Below are 23269 nucleotides of genomic sequence, written 5' to 3'. Positions count from 1 at the left end.
CATGACGAGCCGGGGCCTGCTACCGGGCGCTCCGATGCTTACCCGGACGGGACTTTCACCCGCAGGCCTGGACCAGCTTCCAGGACGCAACATGCGCTCAACCTACTCGTGGCCTGCTTTCTGCGGTTACAGTCGTGCTTGTGAGCGAGCAGCCTGTGAGCACCGTGCCGGCCGCGGCCGTCGAGGAGGGCGCGAAGAAGTCGGGCATCCTCTGGCTCGCCCTCGACCGTCCGCGCCTGGCCTGGCACGCCTGGCACGACGGCGCCGTCTACCTCGTCTCAGGCGGCGCCGAGCAGCAACTTCCCGGTCTGGAGTCGCTCGACCGGGTGCAGGTGACGCTGCGCAGCAAGGACAACGGGGCGCGCCTCGCGGAGTTCGAGGCGACGGTCGAGGCGGTCGATCAGGCCGCGGCGGCCGACGCGGTGGCGGTGCTCGCCAAAGAGCGGCTCAACGCCCGTGACACCGAGCACCTGGCCGAGCGCTGGGCCCGCGAGTCCACCGTCTGGCGCCTGACCCCGCGGCTCTGACCTCACGGGGTCACCGGCACCGGCTCGGGCTCCGGCCCAAGCTCCGGCTGGGCGGCCGCGGTGGCGGTCTGGGCGAGCAGCGCGCCGCCGATCACGATGAGCCCGCCCACGATCTGGAACGCGCCGAGCGTCTCCCCCACCAGCACCCACGCCACGACGGCGCCGAAGATCACCTCCAGCGACGCCACGGTCGCGCCGACCGCGGCCGACAGCCGCCGCACGGCGTTCACCCCCAGGATGTACGCGACCACGGTGGCGACGACCACCATCCACAGGTACGCCCCCAGCACCGGCAGCGCGAACCCGCCCTCGGGTGATGCGGTGGCCGTGAAGGCGCTCCAGGGGATGTCCCACGGCCGGGCGAACGGCACCAGCACCACGGCCGCCCCCGTCATGCCCCACGCGATGAGGCCCAGGGGGTCGATCTCATCGCTGAAGCTATCGTTCATCAGGAAATATCCGGCGCAGCACGCCCCGGCCAGGAGGCCGAGCAGCAGGCCCAGCGCGTCCAGGCGCAGCCCCTGCCACGCCTCGACGACGATGCCGAGCCCCACGACCGCGACGACGGCGCCCACGTACGCGGCCCTGGCCAGGCGTACCTTGCGGATGACCCGCACCCACGCCACCACCATCACCGGCGCCATGAACTCCAGCAGCAGCGCGATCCCCACCGGCAGCCGGGTGATCGCCACGAAGTAGAGCGCCTGGACGCCGGCAACGGCCATGACCGCGTACAGGCCCACGAAGGGCAGCATCGAGCGCGGGATCCGCAGCGCGCGGGGCCGCACCAGGGCCAGCACGGCCACCAGCAGCAGCCCGGCGCCCGCCATGCGCGTCCACACCGCCTCGATCGGCGCCAGTCCGGCCGCGATGAGGTATTTCGCCATCGGCCCGGAGAACGCGAAACAGCACGAGCTCACGAACGCGAGCGCCAGTCCCGCATACCTCATCGCACACCACCTGCAGCGTAATCACCGTTTAGCAGGTTTGATACTGACACGTACCGCGTCCCCGGCGCAATGGAACCCCGCTGTTAGCCTGGCCACGTGAAGATCTTCGTGGCCCGCCTGCCGGGGACCCCGGTCTTCGACCCGGCGGGCGACCAGATCGGCCGCGTCAGGGACGTCGTGGTCGGGCTGCGCATCGGCCGCCGGCCCACCGTCCACGGGTTCGTCGTGGAGGTGCAGCCGCGCCGCCGCGTCTTCCTGCCCGTCACCCGCGTGGTGCGCATCGAGGCCGGGTCCGTCGTCTTCACCGGGCGGCTCAACATGCGCAGGTTCGAGCAGCGCGCCACCGAGACGCTGGTCATCGGCGAGATGCTCGACCTCACCGTGACCGTCGAAGGCCAGCCCATGATCGTCTACGACGTCGCCATGGAGGAGATCAAGCCGTCCGTCTGGGAGATCACCAAGGTCGCCGTCTACAAGCGCAGGCGGCGCGACCCGCGCATCGTCGGCTGGCAGGAGGTGTCCGGGTTCGACACGCTGCAGAAGGATCAGGGCGCGGCCGGGCTGATCGCCGCGTTCGAGTCGCTGCGCGCCGCCGACATGGCCAGTGCCCTGCACGACCTGCCCAGCAAGCGCCGGCTGGAGATCGCCCGCGCGCTCAACGACACGCGCCTCGCCGACGTGCTGGAGGAGCTGCCGCCCGACGACCAGATCGGCATCCTCAGCATCCTTGAGCCCGAGCGGGCCGCCGTCGTGCTGGAGGAGATGGGGCCCGACGACGCCGCCGACCTGCTGCACGACCTGCCCGACCAGCAGGCGGCCCAGCTCCTCGCGCTGATGGAGCCCGAGGAGGCGGCGCCGGTGCGGCGGCTGCTGACGTACCCGGAGACCAGCGCGGGCGGCGTGATGACCAGCGAGCCCGTCATCCTGCCGCCCACCTCCACCGTCGCGGAGGCGCTCGCCCACATCAGGCAGCAGGACCTCACGCCCGCCGTGGCCGCCCAGGTCTACGTCGCCAGGCCGCCGACCGAGACGCCGACGGGCACGTACCTGGGGGTCGCGCACTTCCAGCGGCTGCTGCGCGAGCCGCCGTCCACGCTGCTCGGCGGCGTGCTCGATCCCTCGATCGACCCGATCAAGCCGGAGTTCACGCTGCGCGAGGTCACCTATTACCTGGCCAACTACAACCTCGTCGCGGCGCCCGTCGTGGACGAGCTGGGCCGCCTGGTCGGGGCCGTGACCGTGGACGACGTGCTCGACCACATGCTGCCCGAGGACTGGCGGGAGAGGGACGACGAGGATGACGACTGACCGGCTCGACCAGCCGCGAGCGCTGCGCCGTACGCTGCGGCCCCACTACGACCCCGAGGCGTTCGGGCGGCTGTCCGAGCGCATCGCCCGGTTCCTCGGCACCGCCCGGTTCATCGTCTACATGACGGTGTTCGTGTCGGTCTGGGTGCTGTGGAACGTGTTCGCGCCGCCGCACCTGAAGTTCGACCCGTACCCGTTCATCTTCCTCACGCTGATGCTCTCGCTGCAGGCGAGCTACGCCGCGCCGCTCATCCTGCTCGCCCAGAACCGCCAGGACGACCGCGACCGCATCCAGTACGAGCAGGACCGCGAGACCGCCGACCGCAACCAGGCCGAGATCGAATACCTGACGCGCGAGATCGCCGGGCTGCGCCTCGCCATCAACGACGTGGCCACCCGCGACTACCTGCGCGCCGAGATGGGACGGCTGCTCGACGAGCTGAAGGACACCATCGCCGCGAGTCCCGGGGCCCCGCAGGACGGCCGTTCGTCGCGCACGGGGCACGCGGAGTAACCTTGAGACGCTGTTGCACAGACATCTAACAGTGCGGATTAACCCGGCGAGGCCGCTGGTTCATACCATGGAGGGGCATCCTCACCGGCGTCCCAGCGCCTGTCACACATAGACCGACTAAGGAGGGACGGCACTCCCTCGTGCCGAGACTTCGATGGCACCAACCCAGGAACTCGTGACGGCCGCGCTGTCCACCGTCATCGACCCCGAGATCCGTCGCCCGATCACGGACCTCGACATGGTCAAGAACATCGAGATCGCTCCCGACGGCTCGGTGCGCGTAGGCGTCTACCTCACCGTGGCCGGCTGCCCGATGAAGGACACCATCAGCCGCGACGTCACCAACGCCGTCGCCAAGGTCGAAGGCGTGACCGGCGTGCGGATCGAGCTCGACGTGATGAGCGCCGAGCAGCGCAAGACCCTGCAGACCAAGCTCAGAGGCGACCGCGGGCCCGAGAAGGAGATCCCGTTCAACCAGCCGGGCTCGCTCACCCGCGTCTTCGCGGTGGCCAGCGGAAAGGGCGGGGTCGGCAAGTCCTCGGTCACGGTCAACCTCGCCGCCGCCATGGCCTCCAACGGGCTCAAGGTCGGCATCGTCGACGCCGACATCTACGGCCACAGCATCCCCCGCATGCTGGGCGCCGCCGAGCGGCCCACCAAGGTCGAAGACATGATCATGCCGCCGGTGGCCCACGACATCAAGGTCATCTCGGTCGGCATGTTCAAGCCGCCGGGCAACACGCCGGTAGTCTGGCGCGGCCCCATGCTCGACCGGGCGCTGCACCAGTTCCTCGCCGACGTCTACTGGGGCGACCTCGACGTCCTCCTGCTCGACCTGCCGCCCGGCACCGGCGACATCGCCATCTCGGTCGCCCAGCGGCTGCCGGGGGCCGAGATCCTCGTCGTCACCACGCCCCAGATGGCCGCCGCCGAGGTCGCCGAGCGGGCCGGCTCCATCGCGGCGCAGACCCACCAGCAGATCGCCGGCGTCATCGAGAACATGGCGTGGCTGCCCTGCCCCCACTGCGACGAGCGCATCGCCGTCTTCGGCGAGGGCGGCGGCCAGACCGTCGCCGACGCGCTCACCCGCACGCTCGGCGCGCGCGTGCCGCTGCTCGGTCAGGTGCCCATCGACATGCGGCTGCGCGAGGGCGGCGACGAGGGCAAGCCGCTCGTGCTCACCGACCCCGACTCGCCCGCCGCGGCCGAGCTGCGCACGATCGCCGGCGGGTTGAGCAAGCGCTCCTCCAGCCTCAAGGGCATGCAGCTGGGTCTCGCCCCGCGCCGCTGACCCCTCACCTTCGTCGGGCCCGCTCCCAGGTTGCTCTGGGCGGGCCCGATGCGCGTCTGTGGGGGTCTTTCAGGTCGCTTCCGAGTCGTACGGGGGGATCTCGCCGAAGCCCAGCTCATCGACCGGCTCCGGCGTGTACGTGGCCGGCGTCGGCTCCAGCTCCTTCGGCTTGCCCTGGTTGTTCCAGTCGTCCTCGAGGTCGTCGAGGAGATGCTTGCGGACGAAGTTGCGCGGGTTGAGGTCGGCCGGGTCGAAGTTCTGGAACTCCGGGCCCAGACCGGCGCGCAGGTCGTCGCGCGCGTTGTTGGCCATCCGGCGCAGGTTGCGCAGGGTCTTGCCCGCCTGCGCGGCGGCCTGCGGCAGTTTTTCGGGACCGAAGACGAGCAGCGCGATCACGATCAGCGCTCCGACCTCCATCCACCCGAGTCCGAACACCGTGAGCTCCTACCGCAGTCCAACCTCTCCGAGGACAACCCCGGCCTATCCACAGACTAAGGGCTCCCAGCCGTGCCCGAGTCGCCCCCCCGGCCACAAATCCCCCAGCCCGCGGAAAGATCACCCCACCCAGCACGAACACCCACGCGCCGAGATCGCCGCCGGCCAATGTGGGCAAGGACGCGGGGGGCGCGGCCGGACGGGACGGTGAGGCCGACGCCCTCCCCAGCCCGGAGAGCGCCGCTTCCCACCCCTGAGAACCCTTCCTATCCGCAACAAGCGGGATGGGCGGGCGGGGCCGGGGTGCTGAGGGCGTCGGCCGGGTTGTCTTCCGCCCGACGCCCTTGCTCGACCAGCGCGCTGTCAGGAGGGTGTGGGGGCCGGTTCGTCGTCCGCCACGACGGTCAGGGTCGCGGTACGGTCCTGGCCGTCGCGCTGGTACTTGACCTTGATCTTGGAGCCCGGCTCCTTGCTGCGGATCAGGGCGATGAGCTCGTTGCCGTCCTGGAGGGTGAGGCCGTCGATCTCCAGGATCACGTCGCCGGCCTTCAGACCGGCCTTGTCGGCGGGGCCGCCCGGCGTGACCGGCTGCTGGCCGGCCGCCGGTTCGGTGGCGATCTTGACGCCCTGGCCCCTGAAGTCCTTCTCCAGGACGATGCCGATCTTCGGCCGCTTGGCCTTGCCGGTGGTGATCAGCTCTTCCGCCACCCGCCGCGTCTGGTTGACCGGGATCGCGAAGCCCAGCCCGATGCTGCCGCTCTGGCTGGTCATCGACCGGCCCAGGGTGGCGATCGCGGAGTTGACCCCGACGACCTCGCCCTTGCCGTTCACCAGCGGACCGCCGGAGTTGCCCGGGTTGATGGCGGCGTCGGTCTGGATGGCGCTGATGTACGCCGGCTCCTCGCTGCTGGTGCCGGTGTCGTCACCGGCGATGACCGGCCGGTTGAGCGAGCTGACGATGCCGGTCGTGACCGTGCCGGTCAGGCCGAGCGGCGAACCGATGGCGATGACGGGATCGCCGACGACGACCTGGTCGGAGTTGCCGAGCGTGATCTCCGGCGTCCCGAACGTCTCCTCAGGCTTGACCACCGCCAGGTCGGAGCCGGGGTCGCGGCCGACGATCCGGGCCGTGGTGGTCTTGCGGTTGTTGAACATGATCCGGATCTCGCCGCCCTGCGCGGCCAGCGAGACGACGTGGTTGTTGGTGACCACGTAGCCGTTCTTGATGAGGAAACCGGAGCCCGAGGCGCCCTCGGTGTTGCTGCCGTTGCCGACCTCCAGCGAGACCACGCTGGGCAGCACCCGGGCGGCCACCCCCGCGACGGAGTCGGGCGCGCGGTTGGTGGCGCCGGTGGGCAGCGGGCCGAGGCTGTAGGAGGGGTCGTTGGCGCTGCTGCTCGGCCGGGTGAGCAGGTAGGTGCCGACGCTGCCGAGCAGGGACGCCACCAGCGCGATGACCAGGGCCATGGCGATCAGGAACCCCGTGCGCGGCCCGCGGCCCGCGGCGCTTCCGTCCTTGCCGCCGGGCGGTGGCGGGGCCCAGCCGGGACCCATGCCCATGGCCTGACGCGGGGGCGGCGGCTGGGGCGGCCCGCCATAGGAGTCGCCGTAGGAGTCGCCGTACGCACCGCCGCGCGGCCTCCCGTAACCCGGACCTTCGCCGGACGACCCGAACGGCGGCCCCTCGTAAGAGCGGGCACCCCCGTCGGGCGAGCCGAAGAACGGGCTGTCATAGGCCCGCGTGTCCCCGCTGGGCGGCCCGAAGGACGGCCCGGAGGACGGCCCACCGGAACCGGGCGGCCCGAAGGAGGGGCCGGAGGAGTCGGGCGGCCCGAAGGACGGGCCGCTGGAAGGGCCGGAGGAGTTGGGTGGGCCGAAGGACGGGCCTTCGTGGGAGCGGGTTTCCGCGTCGGGCCGCCCGTAGACGGGGCCGTCGTAGGAGCGGGAGTCGGCGTCAGGGCGGCCGTAGGCAGGGCCCTCGGGGGAACGGTCCGGAGGGCCGAATGACGGCGCGCCGTGCTGGGGCCCCGCGCCCTGCGGCCCCGCCGGGCCGTACGGCGGCGAGCCGGAGCCCCCGGGGCGGCCCGACGGGTCGCCCCACGACGAGCCGAAGGATGCGGGCGGCTCCGACCGCTGCTCGGACCGGTCGTCCGCGGGCAGGAAGTCAGGCCGCCCCTGTGGCTCGGGGGAGTCCGACGGTGTGCGTCCTTCTGCGGACCGCGTCTCGTCGGTCATCTAAGTCTCACCACTCCTTGGCTCGGCCACCGCAAATCCGGGCTCTTGCGGCATACGAGTGATCTAAAGCTTTTGTCAGGACTTGCCTGTGACAATTCCCGAACCCAGATCGTATGCCCGCTCCGCCGCCGACTACGCCAACCGATTGCCCCCGGCATTGCCGAGGTCAGGGTGTGGCGGTGGCGGGGGCGTTCGTAGGCGTAGTACGGGCCTGCTGCTGGAACAGTTCAACAGGCGGAGCCGGGTTGTTCTGCCCCACTCCGCTCACGGCGAAGAAGGTGCCGAGCGCCACGGCCGCTGAGACCACGCCGACCGCGACATAGGTGTTGCGCCGCCTACTGCCACGGCCAGGCCCCGAAGCCCCGCCACCGGCGTCGCGGCGCGGCCGGTTGTCGAGCGGCGCGATGGTGTGCGGCCCTGGAATGGGCACTCCCCCGAACGTACGCGTGGGGAAAGGGCGCTCCCTCGGCGGCAACGGCCCGCCCGGCTCCGCCATGCGGAGCAGGGACATCGTCAGGTCGGCCGGCATCGCCGGCGTCTCGAGCGAGCGCAGGCGTGACTTGAGCGCCCGCACCGACTCGACCTCACGACGACAGTCAGCACAGAAAGTCAGATGAGCCAGCGCACGCTCGCGCTCGGTGTGGCTGAGCTCTCCGTCGACGAGCGCGGATGCGCGTTCTCCCAGATGAGCCATGTCAGATTTCCTCCCCACGGATCACGGTCGGGGGGAGTTGAGAATTACGGGGGGCTCGATGGTCGAGAGCCTCCCGCAACTGCGCCCGGCCACGGTGAATACGGCTTCGGACCGTACCCAGCTTGACGCCGAGCGTGGCCGCGATCTCCTCGTAGGACAGGCCCTCGATGTCACACAGCACGATCGCGGCCCGGAACTCGGGGGCGAGCGCGTCGAGGGCGGCTTGGATGTCGGGCTCCAGGTGGGCGTCGTCGAACGCCTGCGCCGGGGACGGCTCACGACCGCGCAGCCGCTCGGCGGCGTCGTCGGCCAGCCCCTCGAACCTGATGCGCTGCTTGCGCCGCGCCATGTCGAGGAACAGGTTGGTCGTGATCCGGTGCAGCCACCCCTCGAACGTGCCGGGGGTGTAACTCGACAGCGACCTGAAGACCCTGACGAAGACCTCCTGTGTGAGGTCTTCGGCATCATGGACATTGCCGGTCAGCCGGTACGCCAGCCGATACACGCGTGCGGAGTGAGTCCGCACCACTTCCTCCCAGCTGGGAGGCGTCCAGTCGGACGACACCGGAGCATCGGTCTGGTGGTCGCTCTCGTCCACCAGAACTCCTCTCTCTGGGACCACCGCTACCGCCATAGTGCCTGGTTTCGTCCCTTCGTGCGCACTGCCTGCCTTCCGGACCGGCAAAGCCCGTTTAAACCTGCAACGCCTCGGGACCCTCCTGAGTTCCCGTCCCGGCGTGTCTCCCCTAGGCTGCGATCGGTGCCAATCACGCGTATACCTCGCGACCAATCGCACGAAAGTGGGGGGAGGAGGCCGATGACCACTCCGGTGGAGGCCACTCTGGCCTATGCGGAGCAGTTCCATCATGAGGATGAGATCCTGCACGCGGCGCGGCAGCGCGGGCTGGAGATGGGTGCCACACCCATCCTTCCCGGCGGCGGCGCCGCCCTGTGCTTTCTCGCGACCGTCGTCAACGCCAAGTCGGTGGTCGAGATCGGCACGGGTTGCGGCGTGTCGGGATTGTGGCTGCTGCGCGGCATGCGTACGGACGGCACTTTGACGAGCGTCGACGTGGAGCCCGAGCATCAGCGGCTGGCCCGGCAGGCGTTCACGGAGGCCGGGTTCTCCGGCAGCAGGGTGCGGCTCATCTCGGGCCGCGCGCTCGACGTGCTGCCGCGCTTGTCGGACGGCGGCTATGACATGGTGTTCGCCGACGGCGCCAAGCAGGAATACGCCGACTATCTCGCCGAGGCGGTCCGGCTGTTGCGCGTGGGCGGCATCGTGGCGTTCGACAACATGTTGTGGCACAACCGCGTGGCCGACCCGACGCAGCGCGACACCGACACGGTGGCGCTGCGCGAGGTCGGCAAGCTGGTGCAGTCGGACGAGCGGCTGCGCTCGGTGCTCATGCCGCTCGGCGACGGCCTGCTGGCCGCGGTGAAGATCTCCGGCTGACCCACCGGCCCCGCGCGGGGCCGGTGGGCGAAGCGGTCAGCCCTTGGTGAGCCACTCCACCAGGAGGCGGACGCCGAAGCCCGTGGCGCCCTTGGTGAGCGTGCCCTCGTCGACCGTGCTGCGCCCGACGCCGGCGACGTCGAGGTGCGCCCACGGCCGCTTGCCCGCGAACTCCCGCAGGAACAGCGCCGCCGTGATCGACCCGCCGCCGTAGGTGGAGCCCGACTCGACGTTGGCGAGGTCGGCGATCGGCGACCTGAGCGCGGGCGTGTAGTCCTCGACCAGCGGCATCCGCCACAGCTTGTCGTCGGCCGCCTGGCCCGCGGAGACGAGGCGCTCGGCCAGCGTGTCGTCGGAGGAGTAGACGGCGCCGTAGTGGCGGCCGAGCGCGACCGTGATGGCCCCGGTGAGCGTGGCGATGTCGATCACCTCGTCGGGGTCGAGCACGGCGTCGGCGTAGGCGAGCGCGTCGGCCAGCACGAGCCGGCCTTCTGCGTCGGTGTTGAGCACCTCGACCGTACGGCCGCCGTAGTGCTTGATCACGTCGCTGGGCCGCTGAGCGGTGCCGGACGGCATGTTCTCGGCGGCGGCGACCAGACCCGTGACGCGTACGGGGGCCTTGAGCTCGGCCAGCGCCTTGAGCACGGCGATGACGACCGCGCCGCCCGCCATGTCGGTCTTCTGGGTCTTCATGTTGTCGGTCGGCTTGAGCGACAGCCCGCCCGAGTCGAACGTGATGCCCTTGCCCACCAGCACGACGTGCCGCTCGACCGGCTCGTCGGGGGTGTAGGTGAGCTTGATGAGCCGGGGCGGGCTGGCCGAGCCCTGCCCGACGGCGAGGATGCCGCCGAACCCGTCGGCCTTCAGCCGCTCCTCGTCCCAGACCTCGACCGGCACGCCGCTCTCCTCGGCCTGCTCGGCGAGCCAGGCGGGGTTCTTCACCGAGGACGGCGTGTTGGCGAGGTCGCGGGCGAAGGCCACGGCCCGCGCGACGGTCTCGGCGCGCCGCACCTGGCCCTCGTCGGCCCCGGCGAACACCAGCGTGCCGACCGGCTTCTTGCCGGCCTTTCCGATCCTGAACGTGTACGCCGCCAGCAGCGCCGCCTCGGCGAACGGCGTCAGATCACCCGCGGGCGGCACCACGGTCAGCGTGTCCCTGCCCTTGGCCTTCCTGGTCAGCGCGGCGGCGGCGGTGCGCAGGGCGCGCGGCGAGCCGTCGCCCACGCCGTACAGCAGGACCCGGCCCACTCCGCCGGACCGAGCCACCGGCACCTCGACGATCTCGCCCGCCTCGCCCTTGGCGTCGTAGTGGGCGAGCAGGCCGGCGGCCGGCAGCGGCAGCTCGACCGAGGGGCTGAGGTCGGAGTCATAGGGGACGGCCAGCAACTCGGCGTCGTCGGGAACCTCGGTGACCACCGACGTAGTGGTCTCAATGGGCACGGACTACTCCTCAAACGTCAGCGACCCTGGCGTCGTGGGTACGCCAGGGTCGTGGAACAAAGTCATCTCCGGGGAGCGCTCAGCCGACGACGTTCTTCAACGCCTCGCCGAGCGCCTTGGCCTCGTCGGCGGAGATCTCCACGACGAGCCGGCCGCCACCCTCCAGGGGGACCCGCATGACAATGCCGCGCCCTTCCTTGGTGACCTCGAGCGGACCATCGCCGGTCCGCGGCTTCATCGCCGCCATGCGTGCATCCCTTCCTGCCTTGGGCTCCCGCGGCCCGCGATTTCCGACCTCCCGAAGGGGTGGTCGGCGCATTCACGTCTTCTGTGATGTCCTATTCTCCCGCATCGAGAGCGCTCATGGGTAACGATCTCCTCCCAGAATGCGTTGTCGAGGCAGGCGATGACGTCCAAACTGGACTTCGTGCACGCTCGCGCCGCTCTGTTCGACCTCTATGGTGACCACCTGCGTTCACGCGGCGGACAGGCGTCCGTCGCCGCTCTCGTGCGCCTCATGAAACCCCTGGAAATAGCCGCTCCCGCCGTACGAACGGCGGTTTCGAGAATGGTGCGCCAGGGCTGGCTCCAGCCGGTGCGGCTGCCGCAGGGCGCGGGCTACGGGCTGACGCCGAAGTGCGTCAGGCGGCTGGACGAGGCGGCGCTGAGAATTTACCGAGCCGGAACGCTGACCTGGCACGGCCGCTGGCACCTGATCGTCTTCGAACCGGTCAAGGAACGGCAGCGCAGGGAGCGGCTGAAGGCGGACCTGACGTTCCTCGGCTACGCCTCGCTGTCGGAGACGACGTGGATCGGCCCGCGCTCCTCGATCGAGCTGGACAACCTGCTGGAGGGCGAAGGGGTGCGGGCCGACAGGTTCGACGCGGCGCTGGAGGGCGACCCGCGCGAGCTGGTGGCCAGGGCATGGGATCTGGACGCCATCGGCGAGGCGTACGAGCACTGGCTGGCCGAGGCTGTCACGCTGATCAGCACCCTGCCGGAGGGGGCGCCGCCCGACCGGGTGTTCGCGACGCGGAGCCGGCTGGTGCACGGGTGGCGCAACTTCCTGTTCCGCGATCCTGGCCTGCCGTCCGAGCTGCTGCCCGCGGGCTGGTCGGGTGAGAAGGCGCGGGCCTTCTTCGAGCAGGAGGCCGCCAGGCTGCTGCCCGCAGCCGCCGCGTTCGTCGACAGGGAGTTGCTGTGATCCGCTATGACGTGGCCGACGCCGTCGCCACCATCACGCTCGACCGGCCCGAGGCGATGAACTCGCTGACCGCCGAGACCAAGCAGGCGCTGCACGACGCGCTGCGCAAGGCCGCGCACGACCGCGGGGTGCGCGCGGTGCTGCTGACCGGGTCGGGCCGGGCCTTCTGCGCGGGCCAGGACCTGCGCGAGCACGCCGACAACCTGGAGGCGGGGCGCGGGCTGGCCAACACCGTGCGGGCGCACTACAACCCGATCGTCGAGCTGATCAGCACGATGCCCAAGCCGGTGGTGGCCGCCGTGAACGGGGTGGCGGCGGGCGCGGGCGCGTCGCTGGCGTTCGCCTGTGACCTGCGGGTGGCGTCGGAGCGGGCGAAGTTCGCACTGGCGTTCGCGGGGATCGGGCTCGCACCCGACTCGGGCGCGTCGTGGACGTTGCAGCGCCTGGTGGGTCAGGGGCGCGCCGCCGAGCTGATGCTGCTGGGCGAGCCGCTCGACGCGGCCCGCGCCCTGGAGCTGGGCCTGGTGACCCGCGTGGTGCCGGCGGAGGACGTCATGAAGACCGCCACGGAATTGGCCGTACGCCTCGCGCAGGGCCCCACGCTGGCCTACGGCGCCACCAAGCGGGCGCTGGCCTACGCCGCCACCCACGCGCTGGCCGACTCGCTCGCCATGGAGGCCGACCTCCAGGACCAGTGCGTCGCCACCCAGGACCACCTCAACGCCACCCGCGCCTTCCTCGCCAAGGAACAGCCGACGTTCAACGCGGAGTGACCTACACGGGCTCCTACGGCCTCTCACTGCTCATCGCGGTGTCGGAGACCCTGGCGCCGCCGCACGGCTCTCCCTGGGCGATCACGGACCTGGGACGGCGGGCTGGGCGCGGTCACGCGGCGGAGCTCACCACGTACGCGCGATGCAGTCCTCGAGATGATCGTTGACCAGCCCGATCGCCTGCATGAGCGCGTAGGCGGTGGTCGGGCCGACGAACGTGAAGCCGTGTTTCTTGAGCTCCTTGGCCAGCGCCTTCGAGCCCGGCGTGACGGCCGGCACGTCGGCCATCGTGCGCGGCGCCGGCGCGTCGGGGTCGGCGTGCCGCCACACCAGCTCCGACAGGCCACCGGGCAGGTCGAGCGCGGCCCTGGCGTTGGCGACGGCCGCCTCGATCTTGGCGCGGTTGCGGATGATGCCGGCGTCGCCGAGCAGCCGCTCGACGTCCTCCTCTGTGTACGCCGCCACCTTCGCGATGGAGAAGCCGTCGAAGGCGGCCCGGAAGTTCTCCCGCTTGCGCAGGATCGTCAGCCACGACAACCCCGACTGGAACGCCTCGAGCGAGACCCGCTCGAAGACCGCGTCGTCGCCCTTGAGCGGGCGGCCCCACTCCTTGTCGTGGTAGGCGAGGTACATCGGGTCGGACATGCCGGCCCAGGTGCAGCGGATCGGCTCTGTCACTTGCGCTGCTCATCCTCCTGGCCGTTGAGCGAGGCCCGCACGGAGGAGTCTTCCTGCTCCTCGGCGTCCTTCTCGCCGGCCTTCTCTGCTTCTTCGGCCTTGTCTTCGTCGGCCTTGTCTTCGTCGGCCCTGTCCTCAGGCTCCTTCTCAGCCTCGGGCAGCCGCCACTCCGGGTCCTCGGGCGGGCCGGTCATGCCGGCCTCGCCGTCCCATGACACCGAGGCGCCGCTGGAGGTCACCGGGTCGCCCGACTCCGACAGCTCGCGGGACTCGGCGGGAGCCTCGGGCTCGTGCTCGGTACGCGGCCCGGAACCGGGCGCGGCGTAGACCTCCTGCCGCGCGTACAGCCGGTTGGACAGCAGCTCGGAGACCCGCTGCTCCAGCACGGCGATGCGGGTGTCACGCGCGCTGATCGCCGTCGCGGCGCGGCGCAGCGTCTCATCGACGCTCTGCGTGTGATAGCCGACCAGGTTGACCGGCAGGTGGAGCGCCATGAAGTCGACCGCCGAGAGCTGCCCCGCGTCAGGCAGGTCGAGCGGCGGCACATCGGGCGGGAACTCGGTCAGCTCACCGCCCTTGCCCAGGGAGACCAGGACCACGCAGACCAGGATCGCGATGGCGGCGATGGCGAGTATGACCAGCACATTGGCATCGTACTCATAGCATCGGGGCACGAGGTCCCGCACATGCCGCGACCGGTGCGTCTCCGGGCGGCGGGAACGCCGGTCAGCCGGACGCCTCGCCCAGCTCGGCGACGCTCGGCCTGACCGGTTGCGTACGGGCCTCCAGGTGGGCGAACGCCTCCTCGACCGTCGAGGTCCAGGAGATGGCGTCGAAGACGTCGGGACGCGTGAAGCCCTCGTCGTACATGCGCTCGACGAGCGTCTTCAGCGGGTCGTACAGGCCGAAGGGGTCGAGCAGCACGAGCGGGCGGTCGTGGATGCCGAGCACCCGCGCGCTCCAGATCTCGAACAGCTCCTCCAGCGTGCCGATGCCGCCGGGCAGCACCAGGAACGCGTCGGAGCGGTCGTCCATGACGCCCTTGCGCTCGCGCATGCCGCCGGTCACCACCAGCTCGTCCGACTCCTCGTCGGCCACCTCCATGTCGACCAGGACCTGCGGAATCACCCCGATCGTCCGGCCGCCCGCGGCGCGGGCGGCCGAGGTGACGGCGCCCATGCAGGACACCGACCCGCCGCCGCTCACCAGCGTGTGACCCCGCCGGGCCAGCTCGGTGCCCACCTGGGCGGCCAGGTCGATGTATTTGGCGTCGATGGTCAGGCTGGAGGCGCAATAGACGCAGATGTTCACGCTGCGAGATCTTATTGCGGCTCCGCCGTCTGAACCGATGCCGCCTTGATCTCCTCCTGGCGCTGCCGGGAGCGGGCCCGGTCGGACTCGACGATGATGCGGACGGCCTCGTCGGGGTCGTCGGTGACGGTGATCAGGTCGAGGTCCTGGGCGGCGATCTTGCCGGTGCCCAGCAGCGTGCCCTTGATCCAGTCGACCAGCCCGCCCCAGAACTCGCTGCCGAGCAGCACCACGGGGAAGGAGGTGACCTTGTGGGTCTGCACCAGCGTCAGCGCCTCGAACAGCTCGTCGAGCGTGCCGAAGCCGCCGGGCAGCGTGATGAAGCCGCAGGAGTATTTGACGAACATCGTCTTGCGGACGAAGAAGTAGCGGAACTCGATGCCGAGATCGACGTAGTCGTTCATGCGCTGCTCGAAGGGCAGCTCGATGCCGAGCCCCACGGACACCGCGCCGTCGACCTCGCTCGCGCCCCGGTTGGCCGACTCCATGACGCCGGGCCCGCCGCCGGTGATCACCGCGTAGCCGGCCTCGGCCAGCTTGCGGCCGAGTGTGCGGCCCAGCGCGTATTCGGGCGAGTCGGGGGCGGTGCGGGCCGAGCCGAAGACCGTGACGGCCGGGGGCAGCTCGGCGAGCTGGCCGAAGCCCTCCACGAACTCCGCCTGGATGCGCAGGACCCGCCACGGGTCCATGTGCACCCAGTCGGACGGCCCCTGACGGGCCAGCAGCCGCTGGTCGTGGGTGGAACTGGGGACGAGGCTGCCGCGGACGAAAGCCTGGCCCTGTCGGCGTTCTCGACGGATCTTTTCCATGCGGATCACGCTAGTCCTTCTCGCACGTGGCCGGTTCCAGGAACCGCGTCACCGCCCCCTGGAGGTCTCCAGCGTGCATGCCGCAGGCGTAACCGCAGGTGGCGGGGGTGAGAAACCGTTCTGAAAAAACTTGGAAGAAGCAGGGAACCAGATTTCGGCTCCCCCGCGTCTAATCGGCGAGGGTGCTGCTCGGGACTGAAAGTGGTCTTCCCCGCCAAATGGCCGGCGAGGAAGGCCACTTTCATGTGTGGGCCCCTTCTAGGCGGACAGCCAGTCGAGCATCGCCCGCTCGCTCTCGACGATCTTCTGCAGCGACACGTACTCGCCCTGCTGGTGTGCCAGGTTCGGGTCCCCAGGGCCGTAGTTGACGGCCGGGACGCCGAGCGCGGAGAAGCGGGCCACGTCGGTCCAGCCCAGCTTGGCGCGCGGGGTGCCGCCGACCGCCGCCGTGAAGGCCGCCGCCACCGGGTGCGTGAGCCCGGGACGGGCCGCCGGCGCCGCGTCCGTCAGGCTCACCGCGAAACCGTCGAAGACCTCGCGTACGTGCTGCTCCGCCTCCTCGATCGACAGGTCGGGCGCGAAGCGGTAGTTGACGCTCACCACGCACAGGTCGGGGATGACGTTGCCGGCCACGCCGCCGCGCACGCCCACCGCGTTGAGCCCCTCGTGGTATTCGAGCCCGTCGACCACCGGCCGGCGCGGCTCGTACGCGTTGAGCCTGGCCAGCACCGGCTCGATGCCGTGGATGGCGTTGACCCCGAACCACGAGCGCGCGCTGTGCGCCCGCTTGCCCGTCACCGTGACGTCGGCGCGCAGCGTGCCCTGGCAGCCGCCCTCGATGACGCCGTCGGTGGGCTCCATCAGCACCGCGAAGTCGGCCGCCAGCCAGTCGGGGTGCTCGCGCGCGACCCTGGTCAGGCCGTTGCGCTCGGCCTCGACCTCCTCGCAGTCGTAGAAGACGTAGGTGACGTCGCGGCCGGGCGCGGGCAGGGCGGCGGCCAGCTTGAGCGCGACGGCCACGCCCGCCTTCATGTCGGTGGTGCCGCAGCCGTAGAGCAGGTCGCCCTCCACCCTGCTGGGCAGGTTGCCGGCGACGGGGACGGTGTCGAGGTGGCCCGCGATCAGCACCCGCTCGGAGCGGCCCTGCTCGGTGCGTGCCACGACCGTCTCGCCCGACCGGGTCACCTTGAGGTGCGGCAGCGCGGCCAGTGCCCGCTCGACCTCGTCGGCCAGCGCCTTCTCGCCGCCGCTGACGGACTCGACGTCCACGATCGCGGCGGTCAGGTCGCGTACGTCCTGGGTCAGGTCAAGCATCAGGTGTTCACTCCGTGTTCGCGCAGCACCTCGTTGAGCGCCGCCTTGTCGTGCCTGCTCCCCGGCTCGAGGCGCTTGAGCACCAGCACGCACGGCAGGCCGAACGTGCCGCCGGGGAACTCCTTCTGCCGGGTGCCGCTCACCGCCACGCACCACGGCGGGATCGCGCCGCGGGCCAGCTCCTCGCCGGTCTCGACGTCGATGACCGGGATCGACGCGGAAAGGATCGTTCCCGCGCCGACGACCGCGCCCTCGCCGACCCTCGCGCCCTCGACGATCATCGCCCGGCTGCCGATGAGCGCGCCGTCCTCGATGACCACAGGCACCGCGTTCGGCGGCTCCAGCACGCCGCCGATGCCGACGCCGCCCGACAGGTGGACGTTCCTGCCGATCTGGGCGCACGAGCCGACCGTGGCCCACGTGTCGACCATGGTGCCGGCGTCGACGTACGCGCCGATGTTCGTGAACGACGGCATCAGCACCACGCCCGGCGCGAGGTAGGAGCCCCATCGGGCGATCGCGCCCGGCACCACCCGCACGCCCTCCAGCGAGCTCTTGAGCGGATGCCGGTCGTGGTGATGAAAGTCGCCCACCTGCGAGCGCGTCATGCCGAGCACCTTGAAGCTGAGCAGGATCGCGCGTTTGGCCCGCTCGTCCACCACGACCTCGTCGTCCATCACCCGCGCGACCCTGGCCTCGCCCTTGTCGAGCAGGTCGACCGCGCTCACCACGAGGTGCCGGGCCTCGGCGTCGGCGGGGGTCAGCTCCGCCCTGCGCTCCCACAGCTCGTCCACCACGGCGGGCAGCGGTGACGACGTACGCACGTTGCTCATGGCCTGGGAGCTTATCCGGCCGGGTAGGTTTCTCAGCGTGCGCCCGCGCTTCTCCCGTGCCGTCATCACCATCGCGATCATCGTCGTCGTGCTGGCCGTCGGCGTGTCATTCGGCCTCTACCACCTGCTGAAGCGCACGCCGCGGCTGGCGGTGGAGGAGGATCCGTTCTGCGTGGTCAAGACGCCTGAGGGGGTGCTGACCCTCGATCCCGAGCAGGCGCAGATCTCCGCGACGATCGCGGCCGTGGCGGCGCGGCGCAAGCTGCCCGAGCGGGCGGTGGTCATCGCGTACGCGACCGCGCTGCAGGAGTCGAAGCTGCTCAACCTCACCTACGGCGACCGCGACTCGCTGGGCGTGTTCCAGCAGCGCCCCTCGATGGGCTGGGGCACGAAGAGGCAGCTGATGGACCCGGTCTACGCCACGAACAAGTTCTTCGCCGAGCTGGTCAAGGTGAAGAACTACCGGAAGATCCCGCTGGCCGACGCGGCGCAGGCGGTGCAGCGGTCGGCGGGCGGCTACGCGTACGCGCCGCACGAGGGCGACGCGAAGATCCTCGCCGCCGCCTTCACCGGCCGGGTGCCGCAGGCCGTGCACTGCTGGTATCCGGCGAAGAAGACGCCGGCGCCGAAGCCCCGCACCGACGCCGCGCGCAAGCAGCTCGCCAAGGCGCTCGGCAGCACCGCGATCACCACGAAGCGGCGCGGCTGGCTGATGGCGGCCTGGTCGGTGGCGCACGCCGAGAAGTACGCGCTCACCAAGGTCGGCTACAACGGCGCCACCTGGCTCAACGACATCGAGGCCGACGGCTGGCAGCAGGGCGGCGAGGCGGGCGCCCGCCGCGTGGAGCTGGCGTGAGCGGTCAGGAGGCGCGGCGGACGATCGAGATCGAGCCGGGCGGCAGCGGCTGGGCGTAGGCGGCGGTCCACGAGCGGCCCTGGATGCGCTCGAAGGACAGCAGCCGGCCGTCGGAGGCGCGGTAGTCGGCGAAGTCGAGCAGCCCCCTGTCGGGGTTGCCGGTGTCGCCCTCGCTCCTGAACGCGGCCGTGCCCCGCTCGATGGGGAAGAACTCCACACCCTCCATGATCAGCATGCTCTTGGCGGGGACCATGCCCTGGGTCGGCACATCGTTCCAGAGCTGCACCTCAAGATGGGGCGGGTCGCCAGGACGCACCTCGACCGAGAGCCACTGCAGCCGCCGCGAACCGTCGCGCAGCAGGAACTCCACCCACTGCTGGCCCTGCCAGGAGACGTGCATGGCGCCGAGCACGCGCGCGGGTGACCCGTGCACCTCGATCCGGTCGCCGACCTGGATCGTGCGAGGGTCGGTGTAGTCGGTGCCGGCACGGCCAGGGGCGCTGACCGGCGCCGCCAGCGGGGCCTCGACGGAGGCGACCTCGGCCGGTGCGGCGCTGGAGCGGCCCTTCCTGTCTTGCCGCAGGGTGGTCCAGAAGGCACCCAGCAGCAGCAGGACGGTGGCGATGCTCAGCCCGAGAACGACCATGGAGGTCACGCTCATCGATCAGCTCGCTCCACTCGCGGTCTGCCTCGGCATAAGCCCTTATCCATTTATGCGCGCGAACCCGGCTCCGCCGGGGCTTTGCCGGGTGATCCTACTGGAGGCGGCGCACCGCCGCACCGATCCGCTCATCGGTCGCCGTGAGCGCCACGCGGATGTGCCGCCCACCTGCCGATCCGTAGAATTCGCCGGGAGCGACCAAAATCCCGATTTCGGAAAGCTTGCCGACCTGATCCCAGGCGCTCTGGCCGTTGGTGGCCCAGAAGTACAGCCCGGCCGTCGAGTGGTCGATGCTCCAGCCGGCCTTCTCCAGCGCGGGCCGCAGCAGCGCCCGGCGCCCGGCGTAGCGCTCGCGCTGCAGGTCGGCGTGCTGATCGTCGCCCAGCGCGACCGTCATCGCGGCCTGTACGGGCTGAGGCATCAGCATGCCGGCGTGCTTGCGGATCTCCAGCAGTCGCTTGACCAGGGCGGGGTCGCCGGTCACGAACCCGGCGCGGTAGCCGGCCAGGTTGGAGCGCTTGGAGAGCGAGTGGACGGCGAGCAGCCCCTCGTGGGAGCCGCCGCAGACGTCGGGGTGCAGGATCGAGACCGGCCGCTCCTCCCAGCCCAGCTCGATGTAGCACTCGTCGGAGGCCACGATCGCGCCGCGCTCGCGAGCCCAGGCGACGACCTTGCGCAGGTGCTCGGCGGGCAGCACCCGGCCCGTGGGGTTTCCAGGCGAGTTGACCCAGATGAGGTCGACCTGCTCGGGGCCGAGCGCGAGCGTGCTGTCGGAGGCGGTGCCCGCGGCTCCCGCGAGCCTGGCGCCCACGCCGTAGGTGGGGTAGGCCAGCTCGGGGAAGACCACCTTGCGCGCGCCCAGGTAGGTGGGCAGCCAGGCGACGAACTCCTTGGAGCCGATCAGCGGCAGCACGGCGCGCTGGTCGACGGTGACGCCGTGGCGGCGCGCCAGCCACCCGGCCGCGGCCTCGCGCAGCGCCTTGGTGCCGTGGGTGAGCGGATAGCCGGGACTGTCGGCGGCCGCGGTGAGCGCGTCCTGGACGAGCTGCGGCACGGGATCGACGGGCGTGCCGACCGACAGGTCGACGATGCCGTCGGGGTGTGCCAGCGCGCGCTCCTTGTAGGGCTCCAGCCGGTCCCAGGGGAAGTCAGGCAGGTTGTTCACGGTTCTCCAGGGTGTTGCGGGCTGTCGCTGGAGCGCGCGCGTACGGGGCGCATCCCGTGGGATGCGCCCGTGCACGTCGGGCGGACGATCGTCAGTGATCCTCGCCCTGCGGCGGCAGGGCGGCCACCACCGGGTGGTCCTTTTCGATCTTGCCCACCTTCGAGGCGCCACCGGGCGAGCCCAGGTCCTCGAAGAAGTCCACGTTCGCCTTGTAGAAGTCCTTCCACTGCTCGGGAAGGTCGTCCTCATAGAAAATCGCCTCGACGGGGCACACTGGCTCGCACGCGCCGCAGTCCACGCACTCGTCGGGGTGGATGTAAAGCATGCGCTCGCCCTCGTAGATGCAATCGACGGGGCACTCCTCGATGCACGCCTTGTCCAGGACGTCCACGCAAGGCTGCGCGATGACGTAGGTCACCTCGAGCTCCTTCTTCTCCGCACCATGGCATGACTCTGACCGCGGTTTGCTACGCCCTAGTATTGCCGTGCTTGCTCGCTGGCCGAAACGGAGGGTGGCAAACTCGTGGCCGCACGCCTCGTCATCGCCATCACAAGTCAGGATATAGGCGCCCGGATCACTACCCGAAGGCGCGTGCCTGGCGGGTTTCGGGACACGGTGGGCATCCTCGTGTCGTGGGCGGACGGAATTCTCAAGATCCGCAAAAGGGATGGCACGGAGGTGGAGATCCCCGAGGAGACGCTGGTGGCCGCGAAGGTGGTACCGGCCGCGCCTCCTCGACCTGGGAGGATGTAACGGCAAGTATTCAAGCTGTGACCGTACGTACCTGCGCCGCCGCAGCAGCCATCCTCGCCAGCGCCGGATGCGGCGCGTCGTCCACCGACACCGCCACCACCGAGGCCGAGGACCTGCCGCCCGTCAACGCCAAGGCCAGCTCGCTCAAATCGGGCTTCGGCACCATGGAGCGGCTCGTCGAGGCCGCCCAGCAGGAGGGCGAGCTCAACGTCATCGCCCTGCCCCGCGAATGGGTGAACTTCGGCGAGATCATCGACACCTTCGCCGACAAGTACGACATCAAGATCAACGAGCTCGAGCCCGCCGCCAGCAGCAAGCGCGAGCTCGACGTCGCCACCCAGCTCAAGCCCGACGTCTTCGACCTGACCATGGACATGGCGGTCTACGGGGCCGCGAAGTTCGCGCCGTACAAGGTGCAGGGGTGGCAGGACCTGCCCGACCACGTCAAGGACCCGTCCGGCGCCTGGTACGCCGCCTACGGCGGTTACATGTCGATCGGCTACGACCCGCGCGCGGTCAAGCCGCCCGCCTCCTTCGCCGACCTGCTCAAGCCCGGCTACCGCGTCGCGCTCGACGGCGACCCGCTGCGCTCGTCGGCGGCGTTCGGCGGGGTGATGGCCGCGTCCATGAGCTCGGGCGCGCCGCGGCCCGAGCAGGGCGTTGAGCTGTTCGCCAAGCTCAAGCAGGCCGGCCGGCTGACCGACATGTCCAAGGCCAACGTGGTCGTCGCCTGGGACCACCTCAATGCCGCGCGCAGCGCCGAGCAGGCCGACGCGTGGAAGGTGACCATCCCCAAGGGCGCCGCGCTCGGCGGCTACCACGTGCAGGCCGTCAACAAGGCGGCGCCGCACCCGGCCGCGGCCCGGCTGTGGCAGGAGTTCCTGTTCTCCGACGAGGGCCAGAACCTGCTCCAGAAGGGCTACGCCCGCCCGGCGCGCGGCGAGGCGATGCTGATGAAGGGCACGCTCGACACCGAGCAGGCCCAGAAACTGCCGAAGGCGCCCGGTCCGCCGGTGCTCATGACGATTCCGCAGGCAGATGCGGCGAAGGCGTATCTCAAGCGGGAATGGGCGAAGAGTGTGGGATGAGTCCCATGTGACTTGATATGTCGTAGGGACGATCAGGCTCTAAAGTGAACGGACAGCACGGCCACGGGGGCCCGATGTCTGATCGAATGTGAGCTGATCGTCATGCGATACGACACACCGAGCTTGGAGCGGTGGAACAGTCGCGCCTACGACAGCAGCTTCGGCTACGTCTCCACGCAGGGCGCGCCACTGGTCGACCTGCTCGATCCGCGGCCCGGCGAGCGCGTGCTCGACCTGGGCTGCGGCACCGGGGTGCTGACCGCCCAGATCGCCTTCAGGGGCGCCGACGTGCTCGGCATCGACGGCTCCCCCGCGATGATCGAGAAGGCGCTGGCGCAGTATCCGGGCATCAACTTCATCATCGGCGACGGGCACGACTTCACCGTCGTGGACAAGTACGACGCGGTCTTCTCCAACGCCGCGCTGCACTGGATGAACCGCGACCCCCGCGCCGTCATCGCCAACGTCCGCGAGGCGCTCACGCCTGGCGGACGTTTCGTCGCGGAGATGGGCGGCGCGGGCAACTGCGCCGAGCTGACCACCGCGATGCTGACCGCCTGGCGCGAATACGGCCTGCGCGAACCCGAGCTGCCGTGGTACTTTCCCACGCCTGCCGAGTACGCGCACCGCCTCGAACAAGAGGGGTTCGTCGTCAGGCTGCTGGAATACTTCGACCGGCCCACACCCCTCGACGAGTGCCCCGGCGGCGCCGCCGACTGGGTCCGCACATTCGCCGCGTCGGTGCTCGAAGGGCTTCCCCCCACCATCGTGGAGCCCCTGCTCCGGCGCGTGAACGAACTGGCGGCCCCCGCACTCCGCAGGGAGACTGGCTGGATGGCCGACTACGTGCGTCTACGCTTTGCCGCTGTTCGGCGTTGATGCGTAGAGCATGATGCGTAGGGCTGTTTTGCCGGACTATGGTCTGTTCCGTGGGCGGCGAGATGATGGCTGCACCGCTGCGGCGGCGTGAGGG

General features: G+C 70.5%; 26 protein-coding genes. 10 read left to right on the top strand and 16 right to left on the bottom strand.

Annotated elements, in window-relative coordinates:
• Positions 1–140: 140 nt before the first annotated feature.
• Positions 141–527: a hypothetical protein gene (locus ABZW11_RS30565; protein WP_355424425.1), complete on the top strand. Its 387-nt coding sequence runs from the start codon at positions 141–143 to the stop codon at positions 525–527.
• 2 nt (positions 528–529) lie between these two features.
• Here the strand turns inward: ABZW11_RS30565 and ABZW11_RS30560 are convergent, their stop codons facing one another.
• Entirely contained in the window at positions 530–1477 is a 948-nt protein-coding gene (locus ABZW11_RS30560) for an EamA family transporter (protein ID WP_355424422.1), read from the bottom strand.
• Positions 1478–1573: 96 nt separating this feature from the next.
• Here ABZW11_RS30560 and ABZW11_RS30555 point away from each other — a divergent pair, with 96 nt between their 5' ends.
• The 3 genes from ABZW11_RS30555 to ABZW11_RS30545 all read left to right on the top strand — a co-directional run bounded on the left by ABZW11_RS30555 (position 1574) and on the right by ABZW11_RS30545 (position 4590).
• Positions 1574–2785, top strand: a complete 1212-nt coding sequence (locus tag ABZW11_RS30555) for a CBS domain-containing protein (RefSeq protein WP_355424419.1) — start codon at positions 1574–1576, stop codon at positions 2783–2785.
• Positions 2775–3299, top strand: a complete 525-nt coding sequence (locus ABZW11_RS30550) for a DUF1003 domain-containing protein (RefSeq protein WP_355424416.1) — start codon at positions 2775–2777, stop codon at positions 3297–3299. The genes ABZW11_RS30555 and ABZW11_RS30550 overlap by 11 nt, the downstream gene beginning before the upstream one ends.
• 154 nt (positions 3300–3453) lie before the next feature.
• Complete coding sequence (locus ABZW11_RS30545; protein WP_355424413.1) at positions 3454–4590, top strand: Mrp/NBP35 family ATP-binding protein; 1137 nt, start codon at positions 3454–3456, stop codon at positions 4588–4590.
• A 69-nt stretch (positions 4591–4659) separates the two neighbouring features.
• On the opposite strand, the gene ABZW11_RS30540 is transcribed toward ABZW11_RS30545, so the two are convergent.
• From ABZW11_RS30540 to sigE, 4 genes are all read right to left on the bottom strand, one after another.
• Positions 4660–5025: a sec-independent translocase gene (locus ABZW11_RS30540; protein ID WP_355424410.1), complete on the bottom strand. Its 366-nt coding sequence runs from the start codon at positions 5023–5025 to the stop codon at positions 4660–4662.
• A 363-nt stretch (positions 5026–5388) separates the two neighbouring features.
• Entirely contained in the window at positions 5389–7260 is a 1872-nt protein-coding gene (locus tag ABZW11_RS30535; RefSeq protein WP_355424407.1) for a trypsin-like peptidase domain-containing protein, read from the bottom strand.
• Between the two features lie 166 nt (positions 7261–7426).
• Positions 7427–7954, bottom strand: a complete 528-nt coding sequence (locus ABZW11_RS30530) for a zf-HC2 domain-containing protein (protein WP_355424404.1) — start codon at positions 7952–7954, stop codon at positions 7427–7429.
• Position 7955: 1 nt separating this feature from the next.
• The gene (gene sigE, locus ABZW11_RS30525) at positions 7956–8588 is read right to left on the bottom strand and encodes an RNA polymerase sigma factor SigE (protein ID WP_355424401.1); all 633 of its coding nucleotides are present in this window, start codon (positions 8586–8588) and stop codon (positions 7956–7958) included.
• 183 nt (positions 8589–8771) lie between these two features.
• On the opposite strand from sigE, the gene ABZW11_RS30520 reads away from it, so the two are divergent.
• On the top strand, positions 8772–9410 hold the full coding sequence (locus tag ABZW11_RS30520; RefSeq protein WP_355424398.1) for an O-methyltransferase: 639 nt from the start codon (positions 8772–8774) through the stop codon (positions 9408–9410).
• Between the two features lie 36 nt (positions 9411–9446).
• Here the strand turns inward: ABZW11_RS30520 and ABZW11_RS30515 are convergent, their stop codons facing one another.
• Entirely contained in the window at positions 9447–10850 is a 1404-nt protein-coding gene (locus ABZW11_RS30515; RefSeq protein ID WP_355424395.1) for a leucyl aminopeptidase, read from the bottom strand.
• Between the two features lie 79 nt (positions 10851–10929).
• Positions 10930–11097: a DUF3117 domain-containing protein gene (locus ABZW11_RS30510; protein ID WP_020545024.1), complete on the bottom strand. Its 168-nt coding sequence runs from the start codon at positions 11095–11097 to the stop codon at positions 10930–10932.
• Positions 11098–11256: 159 nt separating this feature from the next.
• On the opposite strand from ABZW11_RS30510, the gene ABZW11_RS30505 reads away from it, so the two are divergent.
• Together ABZW11_RS30505 and ABZW11_RS30500 are read left to right on the top strand one after the other, a co-directional pair.
• Positions 11257–12054, top strand: coding sequence for a PaaX family transcriptional regulator C-terminal domain-containing protein (locus ABZW11_RS30505; protein WP_355424392.1), 798 nt, complete (start codon positions 11257–11259; stop codon positions 12052–12054).
• Entirely contained in the window at positions 12051–12827 is a 777-nt protein-coding gene (locus ABZW11_RS30500; RefSeq protein ID WP_355424389.1) for an enoyl-CoA hydratase-related protein, read from the top strand. The genes ABZW11_RS30505 and ABZW11_RS30500 overlap by 4 nt, the downstream gene beginning before the upstream one ends.
• A 126-nt stretch (positions 12828–12953) precedes the next feature.
• Here the strand turns inward: ABZW11_RS30500 and ABZW11_RS30495 are convergent, their stop codons facing one another.
• From ABZW11_RS30495 to ABZW11_RS30470, 6 genes are all read right to left on the bottom strand, one after another.
• A complete protein-coding gene (locus ABZW11_RS30495; RefSeq protein WP_355424386.1) occupies positions 12954–13505 on the bottom strand; it encodes a DNA-3-methyladenine glycosylase I in 552 nt (183 codons plus the stop codon).
• Positions 13502–14149: a hypothetical protein gene (locus ABZW11_RS30490; protein ID WP_355424383.1), complete on the bottom strand. Its 648-nt coding sequence runs from the start codon at positions 14147–14149 to the stop codon at positions 13502–13504. Before ABZW11_RS30490 ends, ABZW11_RS30495 begins: the two co-directional genes overlap by 4 nt.
• A gap of 82 nt (positions 14150–14231) precedes the next feature.
• Entirely contained in the window at positions 14232–14816 is a 585-nt protein-coding gene (locus ABZW11_RS30485; RefSeq protein ID WP_355424380.1) for a TIGR00730 family Rossman fold protein, read from the bottom strand.
• Positions 14817–14827: 11 nt separating this feature from the next.
• On the bottom strand, positions 14828–15625 hold the full coding sequence (locus tag ABZW11_RS30480) for a TIGR00730 family Rossman fold protein (RefSeq protein ID WP_355424378.1): 798 nt from the start codon (positions 15623–15625) through the stop codon (positions 14828–14830).
• A 258-nt stretch (positions 15626–15883) separates the two neighbouring features.
• On the bottom strand, positions 15884–16939 hold the full coding sequence (gene dapE / locus ABZW11_RS30475) for a succinyl-diaminopimelate desuccinylase (protein WP_355424375.1): 1056 nt from the start codon (positions 16937–16939) through the stop codon (positions 15884–15886).
• On the bottom strand, positions 16939–17772 hold the full coding sequence (locus ABZW11_RS30470; protein ID WP_355424373.1) for a 2,3,4,5-tetrahydropyridine-2,6-dicarboxylate N-succinyltransferase: 834 nt from the start codon (positions 17770–17772) through the stop codon (positions 16939–16941). Before ABZW11_RS30470 ends, dapE begins: the two co-directional genes overlap by 1 nt.
• A 37-nt stretch (positions 17773–17809) precedes the next feature.
• On the opposite strand from ABZW11_RS30470, the gene ABZW11_RS30465 reads away from it, so the two are divergent.
• Positions 17810–18628, top strand: a complete 819-nt coding sequence (locus ABZW11_RS30465) for a hypothetical protein (RefSeq protein ID WP_355424371.1) — start codon at positions 17810–17812, stop codon at positions 18626–18628.
• 4 nt (positions 18629–18632) lie between these two features.
• Here the strand turns inward: ABZW11_RS30465 and ABZW11_RS30460 are convergent, their stop codons facing one another.
• From ABZW11_RS30460 to fdxA, 3 genes are all read right to left on the bottom strand, one after another.
• Positions 18633–19289, bottom strand: coding sequence for a DUF4178 domain-containing protein (locus ABZW11_RS30460; protein WP_355424369.1), 657 nt, complete (start codon positions 19287–19289; stop codon positions 18633–18635).
• 94 nt (positions 19290–19383) lie between these two features.
• The gene (gene dapC, locus ABZW11_RS30455) at positions 19384–20454 is read right to left on the bottom strand and encodes a succinyldiaminopimelate transaminase (protein ID WP_355424366.1); all 1071 of its coding nucleotides are present in this window, start codon (positions 20452–20454) and stop codon (positions 19384–19386) included.
• Positions 20455–20545: 91 nt separating this feature from the next.
• Entirely contained in the window at positions 20546–20872 is a 327-nt protein-coding gene (gene fdxA / locus ABZW11_RS30450; RefSeq protein WP_106240826.1) for a ferredoxin, read from the bottom strand.
• A gap of 353 nt (positions 20873–21225) precedes the next feature.
• Here fdxA and ABZW11_RS30445 point away from each other — a divergent pair, with 353 nt between their 5' ends.
• Together ABZW11_RS30445 and ABZW11_RS30440 are read left to right on the top strand one after the other, a co-directional pair.
• On the top strand, positions 21226–22296 hold the full coding sequence (locus ABZW11_RS30445; RefSeq protein WP_355424362.1) for an ABC transporter substrate-binding protein: 1071 nt from the start codon (positions 21226–21228) through the stop codon (positions 22294–22296).
• 102 nt (positions 22297–22398) lie between these two features.
• Positions 22399–23175: a methyltransferase domain-containing protein gene (locus ABZW11_RS30440; protein WP_355424359.1), complete on the top strand. Its 777-nt coding sequence runs from the start codon at positions 22399–22401 to the stop codon at positions 23173–23175.
• The last annotated feature ends 94 nt before the right edge of the window (positions 23176–23269 follow it).

This window comes from Nonomuraea sp. NPDC004580 (genome assembly GCF_040609855.1).
GTDB classification, from domain to species: domain Bacteria; phylum Actinomycetota; class Actinomycetes; order Streptosporangiales; family Streptosporangiaceae; genus Nonomuraea; species Nonomuraea salmonea.
This window is presented reverse-complemented; position numbering and strand designations above follow the sequence as displayed.

Coding starts and splice junctions, on each gene's coding strand:
- ABZW11_RS30560 (WP_355424422.1), bottom strand. CDS start 1,477: ATGAGGTATGCGGGACTGGCGCTCGCGTTCGTGAGCTCGTGCTGTTTC.
- ABZW11_RS30550 (WP_355424416.1), top strand. CDS start 2,775: ATGACGACTGACCGGCTCGACCAGCCGCGAGCGCTGCGCCGTACGCTG.
- ABZW11_RS30545 (WP_355424413.1), top strand. CDS start 3,454: ATGGCACCAACCCAGGAACTCGTGACGGCCGCGCTGTCCACCGTCATC.
- ABZW11_RS30535 (WP_355424407.1), bottom strand. CDS start 7,260: ATGACCGACGAGACGCGGTCCGCAGAAGGACGCACACCGTCGGACTCC.
- ABZW11_RS30530 (WP_355424404.1), bottom strand. CDS start 7,954: ATGGCTCATCTGGGAGAACGCGCATCCGCGCTCGTCGACGGAGAGCTC.
- sigE (WP_355424401.1), bottom strand. CDS start 8,588: ATGGCGGTAGCGGTGGTCCCAGAGAGAGGAGTTCTGGTGGACGAGAGC.
- ABZW11_RS30520 (WP_355424398.1), top strand. CDS start 8,772: ATGACCACTCCGGTGGAGGCCACTCTGGCCTATGCGGAGCAGTTCCAT.
- ABZW11_RS30510 (WP_020545024.1), bottom strand. CDS start 11,097: ATGGCGGCGATGAAGCCGCGGACCGGCGATGGTCCGCTCGAGGTCACC.
- ABZW11_RS30505 (WP_355424392.1), top strand. CDS start 11,257: ATGACGTCCAAACTGGACTTCGTGCACGCTCGCGCCGCTCTGTTCGAC.
- ABZW11_RS30480 (WP_355424378.1), bottom strand. CDS start 15,625: ATGGAAAAGATCCGTCGAGAACGCCGACAGGGCCAGGCTTTCGTCCGC.
- dapE (WP_355424375.1), bottom strand. CDS start 16,939: ATGCTTGACCTGACCCAGGACGTACGCGACCTGACCGCCGCGATCGTG.
- ABZW11_RS30470 (WP_355424373.1), bottom strand. CDS start 17,772: ATGAGCAACGTGCGTACGTCGTCACCGCTGCCCGCCGTGGTGGACGAG.
- ABZW11_RS30460 (WP_355424369.1), bottom strand. CDS start 19,289: ATGAGCGTGACCTCCATGGTCGTTCTCGGGCTGAGCATCGCCACCGTC.
- ABZW11_RS30440 (WP_355424359.1), top strand. CDS start 22,399: ATGCGATACGACACACCGAGCTTGGAGCGGTGGAACAGTCGCGCCTAC.